Origin of the sequence: Streptosporangium sp. NPDC005286, assembly GCF_040607515.1 — a bacterium.
In the GTDB taxonomy this organism is placed as follows: domain Bacteria; phylum Actinomycetota; class Actinomycetes; order Streptosporangiales; family Streptosporangiaceae; genus Streptosporangium.
In genome coordinates this window covers 20927-27298 of record NZ_JBEXGU010000127.1, presented here as the reverse complement: position 1 = coordinate 27298, position 6372 = coordinate 20927, and the positions used below count along the sequence as shown (strand labels likewise).

At 71.5% G+C, this 6372-nt stretch carries 6 protein-coding genes; 1 reads left to right on the top strand and 5 read right to left on the bottom strand.

What is annotated here, in order from left to right; all coding sequences use genetic code 11:
• Positions 1–173 precede the first annotated feature (173 nt).
• Positions 174–830: a ribulose-phosphate 3-epimerase gene (gene rpe / locus ABZU75_RS33600; protein ID WP_350924464.1), complete on the bottom strand. Its 657-nt coding sequence runs from the start codon at positions 828–830 to the stop codon at positions 174–176.
• Positions 831–1155: 325 nt separating this feature from the next.
• Between rpe and ABZU75_RS33595 the strand changes: the two genes are divergently transcribed.
• A complete protein-coding gene (locus ABZU75_RS33595; protein ID WP_355563121.1) occupies positions 1156–1338 on the top strand; it encodes a hypothetical protein in 183 nt (60 codons plus the stop codon).
• Positions 1339–1355: 17 nt separating this feature from the next.
• On the opposite strand, the gene asnB is transcribed toward ABZU75_RS33595, so the two are convergent.
• The 4 genes from asnB to def form a co-directional block, all read right to left on the bottom strand.
• Entirely contained in the window at positions 1356–3209 is a 1854-nt protein-coding gene (gene asnB, locus ABZU75_RS33590; RefSeq protein ID WP_355563118.1) for an asparagine synthase (glutamine-hydrolyzing), read from the bottom strand.
• A 98-nt stretch (positions 3210–3307) separates the two neighbouring features.
• The gene (locus ABZU75_RS33585; protein WP_355563115.1) at positions 3308–4825 is read right to left on the bottom strand and encodes a transcription antitermination factor NusB; all 1518 of its coding nucleotides are present in this window, start codon (positions 4823–4825) and stop codon (positions 3308–3310) included.
• 5 nt (positions 4826–4830) lie between these two features.
• Entirely contained in the window at positions 4831–5760 is a 930-nt protein-coding gene (fmt, locus tag ABZU75_RS33580; RefSeq protein ID WP_355563112.1) for a methionyl-tRNA formyltransferase, read from the bottom strand.
• A 5-nt stretch (positions 5761–5765) separates the two neighbouring features.
• Positions 5766–6314, bottom strand: a complete 549-nt coding sequence (def, locus tag ABZU75_RS33575; protein WP_343979553.1) for a peptide deformylase — start codon at positions 6312–6314, stop codon at positions 5766–5768.
• Positions 6315–6372: the final 58 nt, after the last annotated feature.

Here is a 6372-nt window from a genome sequence, read left to right as displayed (position 1 = left end):
TGAGTACCTGGGCCATGAGGTCGGGATCATTCGGTGATACGACGGCTTCTTCCTTCGGGACCCGCCCAGATGCATTCTCCGACATTACCTCTCCCATCCCGGGTCCGCCCTCCGCCGTTCGGCTGTCCGCCTGGCGGTCCGGTCCTCCCGGACGCCCCCTGGAGCAGGACCGGTCAGCCGCGAGTGGCCAGGGCGCGCAGACCGTCGACCGCGCGGGCCGGGTCCTCGGCGCCGTAGACGGCGTTGCCCGCCACGAAGACGTCGGCGCCCGCCTCCGCGCAGCGCTCGATCGTCGTGTCGGAGACGCCGCCGTCCACCTGGAGCCAGACCTGCCCGCCACAGCGGTCGATCAGCTCGCGGGCCCGGCGGATCTTGGGCAGCACCATGTCGAGGAACTTCTGCCCGCCGAAACCGGGATCGACGGTCATCAGCAGCAGCATGTCGAGCTCGTCGAGCAGGTCCTCGTACGGCTCGACGGGGGTGGCGGGGTTCAGTGCCAGGCCGGCGCGGGCACCGGCGCTGCGGATCTGGCGCAGCGTGCGCACCGGGGCCTTGGCCGCCTCCACGTGGATGGTCACGCTCTGGGCTCCGGCCTCGGCGTAGGACGGGGCCCAGCGGTCCGGGTCCTCGATCATGAGGTGGCAGTCGAGCGGCATCGAGGTCGCCTTGAGCAGGGACTCGACCACCGGCAGCCCGAGGGTCAGGTTGGGGACGAAGTGGTTGTCCATGACATCCACGTGCAGCCAGTCGGCGTTGGGGACCGCCTCGGCCGCCTCGGCGAGGCGGGCGAAGTCAGCGGACAGGATGCTGGGCGAGATCTGTACGGCCATAATTGGCCGATTCTATGAGGCGGCGCCCTGCCCTCCGTCACCCGCCGTCCACCACGTGACCCGCGTCACATATCATCCGGCACACGACGCGCGCCACATGAAGCATGACATATCGGATATACCGCTCGTACTACCGAGCCTCCCGCACCGAACTCGGAGACGGCAGGGAATGTCAAAGGACGCGAACTCATAACTCTCCGGGCACACGAGGGATTGCCGGAGTAATTTCCTGCCGGAATCATCTGGATGATTGAACGAGACTGTGCACGAGGTCCGGGGCCTCTGCTCCGACCGACTTCTCAGTCTTTATCGGAATCGGGGAGCGATGTCCTTTCGCCCCCGCTCCCTGCGTTCGATTCTCCTCCCGCTGGTCGCCGTCGTCGCCCTCCTCGCCGTACCCGCCGCGAGCGTGATGGACCTCTACGGCGTGATCTCGACCAACCTGGCCTGGAGCTCCTCAGCGGGCCGGGACGGGGTGAAGCTCTTCTACGTGCCCCGGCGGCGCTGAGGGGACGGGATCTCGGATCAGAGGTTGACCCGGACGTGGTACCTCTCCAGCCAGGCGTTGAACTGCAGCAACCCCTCCAGCGCCGCCCGGCCTCCCGCCGGGCCGCCGTCCGTCTCCGGCCGGTCGATCACCGCCCGTACCTTCTCCCTGTCGATCAGCGGCTCGGCCGCGATGTCCCCGCAGCCGAGCAGCCGGGCCGCCTCCGCGCGGACCGCCTCCGCGTAGGCGGGGTCCTGCGTCGAGGGGTAGGGGCTCTTGCGGCGGTGGACGACCGAGGGCGGCAGGATGTCCGCCGTGGCGGCGCGGAGCAGGCTCTTCTCCCGTCCGTCGAAGGTCTTCATCGACCAGGGGGCGTTGAAGACGTACTCCACCAGCCGGTGGTCGCAGAACGGCACCCGGACCTCCAGCCCGACGGCCATGCTCATCCGGTCCTTGCGGTCCAGCAGGATCTGCACGAACCGGGTGAGGTTCAGGTAGGAGATCTCCCGCATCCGCCGTTCCAGTCCCTCCTCACCCGGTAGCCGGGGCACCTCGTCCAGCGCGTGCCGGTAGCTGTCCGCACGGTAGGCGGGGACGTCCAGCTTGCGCATCAGGTCCTCGTCGAGGAGCGCCCCCAGCCCGCCGAACCGCGCCATCCCCGGGGAGACCAGCCACGGGAAGGTGTCGGCGGCGACCGCCTCCGGATCGTGGAACCACCGGTAGCCGCCGAAGACCTCGTCGGCCGACTCCCCGGACAGCGCCACGGTGGAGTGCCCCCGGATGGCGCGGAACAACAGGTAAAGGGAGGTGTCCATGTCACCGACGCCGATCGGCAGATCCCGCGCCCGCAGGACCGCGCCGCGCACCGCCGGGTCCATGAGGTCGGCGGAGTCCAGGACGATGTCGGTGTGGTCGGCGTCGACGTGCCGCACGACCTCGTGCGCGTACGGCGTGTCGGGGGTGTCGCGCATCTCGTCGGGCTGGAAGTTCTCGGTGTATCCGGCGAAGTCGACGGAGAACGACCGGACCCTCCCCTCCCCCCGCTCCCGAAGCCCCAGCGCGGCGAGTACCGTGACGGCGCTGGAGTCGAGACCGCCGGAGAGCAGGGCGCAGAGCGGCACGTCGGCGACGAGCTGGCGGCCGACGATGTCGTCCAGCAGGTCGCGTACGCCCGCGACCGTGGTGGCGAGGTCGTCGACGTGCTCGTGGGAGTTCAGCTGCCAGTAGCGGCGCCGGCACAGGAACTCGCGGGTCACCCGGACGGCCTGGCCGGGGCGAACCTCGTACATGCCCTGGTAGACGGCGTGCTCGGGGGTCTTGACGAAGGCGATCAGCTCGCGCAGCCCGTCGGCGTCGACGGTGGGCGTCCCGGCGAGCGGGTTGGCGAGGATCGCCTTGGGCTCGGAGCCGAACAGCACGCCGTGCGCGGTGGGGTAGTAGTACAGCGGCTTGACACCCATCCGGTCGCGGACGAGCAGCAGCTCCTCGCGGCGGGTGTCCCAGATCGCGAAGGCGAACATGCCGTTCAGCCGGTCGGCGAGATCCTCACCCCATTCGAGGTAGGCCCGCAGCACGACCTCGGTGTCGCTCCGGGTCTGGAAGCGGTGGCCGTGGGCGGCCAGTTCGGCGCGTAACTCGACGAAGTTGTAGATCTCGCCGCTGTAGGTGAGGACGGCAAGCGGCAGCCCCTCCTCCGCGACGACCATCGGCTGGCGGCCGCCCTCGATGTCGATGACGGCCAGCCGCCGATGGCCTATCGCGACGTGCGGGGCGAGCCAGATCCCCGCATCGTCGGGCCCGCGGCAGGCCATGGTGTCGGTCATGGCCTTCGCGATGTCCGGTGACTGCCGGACATCGCCCTCGAAGTCCACCCATCCACAGATTCCACACATTTCGCCACCCCCGCGTCCTCTTGGAAGCAGTTATGCCCAGTCGAACGGTGTGCGGCATCCATATATGCCCTGACCTGCGATGACGACCCCGAGGCCGATCAGCGGCGGCGCAGCAGGGCCAGGAACATGGCGTCGGTGCCGTGCCGGTGCGGCCAGAACCGCGCGTACGGCCCCTCGCCCAGCCCCTCGACCTCGGGGAGGTAGGCACGGGCGTCCAGCGCCTCGACGTCGTCGCGGCGGCGCAGGGCGTCGCCGACCACGACGTCGGTCTCGGCCAGGTGCGGCGAGCAGGTCACGTACCCGACGACGCCACCGGGACGGACCGCCTCGATCGCCGAGGCGAGCAGGTCACGCTGGAGCCTGCCCAGCTCGGGAAGGCTCCGGGGATCACGGCGCCAGCGGGCCTCGGGGCGGCGGCGCAGCGCGCCCAGGCCGGTGCAGGGGGCATCCAGCATGACCCGGTCGAAGACTCCGGGCCGCCAGGCGGGCACGGTGCCGTTCGCGGTGATCACCGCGGCCTGCCGGGTCGTCTGCCACACCAGCCGCGCCCGGTGGTACTGCAGCTCGGCGGCGAGCAGGCGCGCCCCACCGGGGAAGGCCGCCGGCCCGGCGCCCGCCGCGAGGCCCGCCTCGTCACCGTGGGTCGCGATGGCGTCGAGCAGGCCGGCCTTGCCGCCGGGGCCCGCGCACAGGTCGAGCCAGCGCGAGTCGGCGCCCTCCACCGGGACCCGGGTCAGGGCCAGCGCGACGAGCTGGCTGGCCTCGTCCTGGACGGCGGCCCGCGACTCGGCCACGGCGAGGATCGCCCCGGGGTCGCCCTCGGGCAGGTAGGCCCCGTACGGGGAGTATCCGGCGGGCTCGGCGCCCGCGTCGAGGAGCTCCGCGACCGACGAGCGGCCCGGACGGGCGACCAGGGTCACCCGGGGACGCTCGTTGTCGGCGGCGAGCAGGGCGGCCGTCTCGTCGAAGTCGCCGCCCACGGCGTCGCGCAGCGCCTCGACGATCCACCTCGGGTGGCTGTGGGCCACCGCCAGATGGCCGACGGGGTCGTCGGCGGGGTCGGGCGCCACGATCGGGACCCACTGCTCCAGCGACCGGGTGGAGACCTTGCGCAGCACGGCGTTGGCGTACTTCGAGGCGCCGATGCCCACGCGCAGCCGCACCAGATCGACCGTGGTGCCGACGGCGGCGTGCGGGGGCACCCGCGTCTTGAGCAACTGGTGCACGCCCAGCCGTACGGCGTCGAGCAGCGGCGGGTCGACGTCCTCCGGCGCCCGGTCGCTGCAGGCCGCGATGATCTCGTCGTAGGTGCCGAGACCGCGCAGGGTGCCGTAGGCCAGTTCGGTGGCCAGTCCCGCGTCGCGCCCCGACAGGCGGCGCTCGCGCAGCAGCGCGGGCATCAGCAGGTTGGCGTAGGCGTCCCGCTCGTCGACGGCACGCATCAGGTCGTACGCGGTGTTGCGCGCCTCGTCGCGGACCGGCTTGGGCGGACGCCCGGCCCCGGCCGTGCCCTTGCCCCTGCCTCGGTTCCCGCCCGCTCCATGGCCGCGCGGAGTCGCCCCCCGGCCGCGCCCGCCTCGTGCGGCGTTACGGCCGTCACCACCAGCACTGCTCATGATCTCTAGGCCAGCCGATCCTCGTCCGTGGGCCGCACACCGCGGGCCCACTCCCCCGCCCTCATCAGACGCTTGCCCTGCGGCTGCACCTCGCCCAGCTCGACCGGGTAGGTCGCGGTGCCGACCAGGACGGTGTTCTTGGACGCCGCGATCTGGCCGGGGGCCAGGGGTGAGGCGTCGGGAACCGGTCGCAGGGGGCCGAGCTTGACCCGCTGGCCGCGGAACTCGGTCCACGCGCCCGGGGCGGGGGTGCAGGCACGGACCAGCCGATCGACGCGCATGGCGGGTGCGGACCAGTCGACCCTGGCGTCGTCGACGCTGATCTTCGGGGCGAGGCTGACCCCCTCCGCGGGCTGCGGCACGGCCTCCAGCTTGCCGTCCTCGATCCCGTCGAGGGTGGCCGTCAGCAGCCCGGCACCGGACTCGGCGAGCCGGGCGAGCAGTTCCCCGCTGGTGTCCGCGGGGCGGATCTCCTCGGTGACCACGCCGTAGACCGGGCCCGCGTCCAGCTCCCTGACGATCCGGAAGGTGGCCGCGCCGGTGATCGCGTCACCGTGCAGCACGGCGTGCTGCACCGGCGCCGCGCCGCGCCAGGCCGGCAGCAGCGAGAAGTGGAGGTTGACCCAGCCGTGCCGGGGAATGTCCAGGGCGGCCTGGGGCAGGAGCGCACCGTAGGCGACCACCGGGCAGCAGTCGGGGGCGAGCTCGGTGAGCCGGTCGAGGAAGGCCGGGTCACCCGCCTTCTGCGGCCTGAGCACCTCGATGCCCGCCTCCTCGGCGAGCTCGGCGACAGGGCTCGGATGGACCCTGCGGCCCCTGCCCGACTGGGCGTCCGGCCGGGTGACGACGGCGACGACATCATGGCGGGGCGAGTCGATCAGAGCCCGCAGCGCGGGCAGGGCTGTGTCCGGGGTTCCGGCGAAGACCAGGCGCAAGGTTCCTACAGAGCCTTCCCGTGGGTGGCGTGCGGGGAGAACTTGAACGCGGGGGCCGACAGACCGTTCCAGTCGGCCTCGCGGATCGCCTTCATGGCGAGTTTGCGCTGTTTGGCGTCCATCCGGTCGATGAACAGCACGCCGTCGAGGTGATCGGTCTCGTGCTGGAAGCAACGGGCCATCAGGTCGGTGCCCTCAAGCGTCACCGGCTCGCCGTGCATGTTGAAACCGGTCGCCACGGCCCGCAGCGCCCTGGGCGTGGGGAACGAGAGGCCGGGGAAGGACAGGCAGCCCTCCTCGCCCTCCTCGTCCGCCTCGTCCGACAGGTCGAGGTTGGGGTTGATCAGGTGTCCGAGCTGATCGTCCACGTAGTAGGTGAAGACCCGGAGCCCGACCCCGATCTGGGGTGCCGCCAGCCCGGCCCCCGGTGCGTCCATCATCGTGTCGGTGAGGTCCTTGACGAGCTTGCGCAGCTCCTTGTCGAAGTCCTTGACCGGATCGGCCGGAGTGCGCAACACCGGGTCGCCGAAAAGGCGGATCGGCTGAATGGCCAACAGGGGTCTCCTCACGCTTCAGGGGATCGCCCCAGTCTAAGGGCGCCGGCCGCCTCCC

Coding starts and splice junctions, on each gene's coding strand:
- rpe (WP_350924464.1), bottom strand. CDS start 830: ATGGCCGTACAGATCTCGCCCAGCATCCTGTCCGCTGACTTCGCCCGC.
- ABZU75_RS33595 (WP_355563121.1), top strand. CDS start 1,156: ATGTCCTTTCGCCCCCGCTCCCTGCGTTCGATTCTCCTCCCGCTGGTC.
- asnB (WP_355563118.1), bottom strand. CDS start 3,209: ATGTGTGGAATCTGTGGATGGGTGGACTTCGAGGGCGATGTCCGGCAG.
- ABZU75_RS33585 (WP_355563115.1), bottom strand. CDS start 4,825: ATGAGCAGTGCTGGTGGTGACGGCCGTAACGCCGCACGAGGCGGGCGC.